A 3,365-nucleotide genomic window follows, 5' to 3' on the forward strand; every position below is an offset into this window, starting at 1 on the left:
TGTTCTAAGTCATTGAGACTACTCCTTTCATGCGACTTCACGTCGCACTGCCTGCCTGAAGGTCAGCCAGCCCTGCGAGGGATAGCCATGTTCGATCACCGCGCCCCACAGGATCAGCACATTAACGCCAGAATAGCGGCGGGCGGTGAGCGCGTTGCGCGGCAAGCCGGGGCTGGCCGCATTGCCGTCGCCATCGGGCCGCCCCCAAGGCTGCACCCACGGGAAACGGCCCGCCTCAAGCTCGCCGATGATCCGCGCCGTCACCTCGTCATAGAGGCTGGTGCGGGCGGTTTCGGGCGCTGTCCGGGCCTCGGCGGGGCTTGGGGTTCCGCCGCTGGAAGCCTTGGATTTCAGGCCCTTGCCGCGCGCGCGATGGCAAGTGGAAGCACGCATCGTTCACCTCCTACACCGCCCCAAAACCACCATGGCCTCCCCGGAAAGCGGGGGTGGGCGGCAGGATGCGAACCGGAGAGGCCCGCTTGAGCGGCGCCGGCATCCGAAGGGCCGCAACGCCAGTGAAGGAGCCGGTCCCGAGCGTAGTCGAAGGGCCGGCTTGCTGGCGACGCGAGCGGGCCTAGCAGGGAGCGCTGCCCACCCGCGCTTGACCGGGAGAGGCCACCAACAGCGCCGCCGCGCGTCAGCGCGGCGACCGCGCCAAGGACGGGCGCAGCCCGTCCGCTCGCGCCAGCCGATCGTTACCGACAGGCCGAGACCCGGCGCAAGCCGGGGCTCGGTGGCGAAGGCGACGGAAAGCCTTTGACGTCGCCAAGCCATAGAGCGCGGTCGCGCCGTGAGGCGCGAGGCGTCAGGATCAAGCCCTGGTAGCCAGCTATGCTTTTTCGGGTCTTCAGCGTCTTTGCCGCTACCTGCTCGCCACCACCTTCAACCGGCACGAACTGCTCATCAGGTATTTCATGGCGATTTCGCTCGGGAAATGGGCTGCCCGGTCGATTTCATGCGGCCCAGATCACGCAGAATCTTCGGCTTGGCGCACGCCGGCATCGTCATCTCGGCAAACCGCCCTCTCATCCTTGCGCGGTCGGACGGATGACAATGCTACCCACATCGACTTCCGGCGGCTGTTCGATGGCATAGAGGATGCCGCGCGCAATCGCGTCGGGCGGGATCGCGATCGCACTGATCTGATCGCCGGTGACCTTCTTGGTTGCCTGATCGGTGATGCTGTCCGCAAAGTTGGTCGCAGTCATCCCCGGAGACACCTCGGTCACGCGAAGGTTCGGCCCCGCTTCCTGCCTCAATATCTCGGTGGCTGTCCGTACCGCGTTCTTGGTGGCGGCATAGACGCCCATCGTGGGGACCATTCTGAGGCCGGCAGTGGAGATGACGTTGACCACATGCCCGGTTCCTTGTCGTGCGAATACCGGCAGAGCAGCCGCGATACCGTAAAGCGTACCGCGCAAATTCACGTCGATCATGGCGTCCCAGCCTTCAACGTCGAGCGCGTCGAAGCGGGACGTAGGCCCGATCCCCGCACAGTTGATGATGACGTCGAGCCGACCCGTCGCTTCAATCGCGAGGGCGACAAGCTCCTCCAGATCGCCCCGGCGTCGAACATCGGTGGACTTGAAGACCGCCTTTCCACCGCTGCTCGTGATTTCATCAACTGTGATCTTGAGCGCATCTTCGTTGCGAGCGCCGAGCACGACGAACGCGCCATGCCTGGCCAGAAGAGATGCGGTTGCCCGCCCAATTCCACTGCTGGCGCCCGTGATCGCGACGACTTTGCCTGAAATACTCATCGGCTGTCTCCTTCAAGGGGAAGGTAGTGCCATCGCGTCAGATGATCTATATTGTCACGTCTATGGATTTATCGAGATCGTCCAAATCAGCGCACGACCCACTGTCCGACGTTCTTGATGTTCTCGGCGCAAAGGTGGCGCGCCAGACCCGCATGGAAGCGGCTGGCCGATGGGCCTTGGCGTTCCCCGCCATCGAGCGGCTCAAGTTCATAGCCATGGTGCGCGGCAACGGGTGGATGCTACTGCCGGGCCGCGCGCCGGAGCATTTGTCCCAAGGGGACATATGTGTGCTTGGGCACACCGCTTACGCCATTGCAAGCCACCCCGACGAAATGCCGGTCGATGGTGAGGCCGTCTATGCGGCGGGCGACATAGCGCGTCTTGGCGGGGATGATACGATCGCAATTGGGGGAACGGTCACGTTCATGGCGGGCCACGCGGATTTCCTGCTCGACATACTGCCGGAGTGCATGGTCGTTTCCCGGTCCTCCCCGGCTTCCGGTGCGGTCGGACTCATTCTTGACCTGATAATCAGCGAGTTCGAGCGCGATACGATGGGTCGCGAAATCGTCAGTGCCCGGCTTGCCGATGTGCTGCTGGTAGAGGCCATACGGGCCTATGCCGGCAGTGCCGCTTTGGAGAAGGTCGGTTGGCTCGGTGCGTTGTCCGATCCGAGGCTCGGCCGTGTTCTCCGGGCCATTCACAACGACGTCGTGCAGCCGTGGACCGTGGCGCAACTCGCTGGAGTGGCTGGTATGTCGCGAGCCGCTTTTTCCGCCGAGTTCACCCGCCGTGTGGGTCAGCCGCCGCTCGCTTACCTGCGGTCGTGGCGCCTGACACTTGCCCGCGCGGCTCTGGCGCGCGGCGAAGCAAGTGTGGCTCGCGTCGCGGACAGCGTCGGCTACTTGTCGCAAAGTGCCTTTGCCTACGCCTATAAACGTATGTTCGGTGTGCCGCCTACGAGCCAGCAACAGCACCGCTGACTTCCAATTTTTGTCGGCAGCGGAAAGAATAGACTGAAAAATGACGGAGTAATGCGGCCATCGAACGCTCGGTCGATCAATCTCACCTATCGGCAGCCGCGTCTCATCAGTTGCCGGTATCCACCGCGCGCCATGTCACGAGCCTCGCGCACCAGTCGCCGAACCCTCGAGCGCAGCGAATCCGAAGCACCGCTCCATTCGCACGCCGTGCGTTCCTCGCCGAACAGCATCGCGCCGATCTCCCGCTGGCTCGCGCCTTCCCCGAGCGCGTCGTGCACGCGCAGCAGCTCGATCCCGCGATCGATGCGGGGATCGCGGGGAAACAGCGATCGGGCGAACCGGCGATGCCGGCACAGGTCCAGCAGGCGGCGCAGCGGCAGCAGCCGGGTTTCGGCCGAGGCCAGGCCGCGCAGCCGATAATGGAGCAGGACGGCGTCCTGCCCGGCCAGCCGGCCCTCCTCGATGTCGAGCCGGATATGATGCCAGCCGTCGGACAGGACCGCATGCTCGCGCCCCGCGGAATCGATGGCGACCGCCAGCCAGGGCGCGATTCCAGCGATACGAATACTGTCGGGATCAGCCGGATCGGCGGGCAAGGCGGCGACGCCGATCGTCCCGGGGT

At 64.6% G+C, this 3,365-nt stretch carries 3 protein-coding genes and 1 pseudogene; 1 reads left to right on the forward strand and 3 read right to left on the reverse strand.

The window, feature by feature from the left end:
* Positions 1 to 48: 48 nt before the first annotated feature.
* Positions 49 to 393 (reverse strand): annotated as a pseudogene (locus V7D69_RS15590) (ArdC-like ssDNA-binding domain-containing protein); the annotation flags it as partial.
* A gap of 632 nt (positions 394 to 1,025) precedes the next feature.
* Positions 1,026 to 1,760, reverse strand: a complete 735-nt coding sequence (locus V7D69_RS15595; protein ID WP_333606277.1) for an SDR family oxidoreductase — start codon at positions 1,758 to 1,760, stop codon at positions 1,026 to 1,028.
* A gap of 62 nt (positions 1,761 to 1,822) precedes the next feature.
* Here V7D69_RS15595 and V7D69_RS15600 point away from each other — a divergent pair, with 62 nt between their 5' ends.
* Positions 1,823 to 2,743: an AraC family transcriptional regulator gene (locus tag V7D69_RS15600; protein WP_333606279.1), complete on the forward strand. Its 921-nt coding sequence runs from the start codon at positions 1,823 to 1,825 to the stop codon at positions 2,741 to 2,743.
* Positions 2,744 to 2,829: 86 nt separating this feature from the next.
* On the opposite strand, the gene V7D69_RS15605 is transcribed toward V7D69_RS15600, so the two are convergent.
* The coding region (locus tag V7D69_RS15605; protein ID WP_333606278.1) for a DNA -binding domain-containing protein at positions 2,830 to 3,365 on the reverse strand (536 nt) is incomplete at its 5' end.

This window comes from Novosphingobium sp. (assembly GCF_036733805.1).
Taxonomy (GTDB): Bacteria; Pseudomonadota; Alphaproteobacteria; order Sphingomonadales; family Sphingomonadaceae; genus Novosphingobium.

Excerpts from the sequence above, each read along its gene's own strand:
- V7D69_RS15595 (WP_333606277.1), bottom strand. The coding sequence starts at position 1,760 with ATGAGTATTTCAGGCAAAGTCGTCGCGATCACGGGCGCCAGCAGTGGA.
- V7D69_RS15600 (WP_333606279.1), top strand. The coding sequence starts at position 1,823 with ATGGATTTATCGAGATCGTCCAAATCAGCGCACGACCCACTGTCCGAC.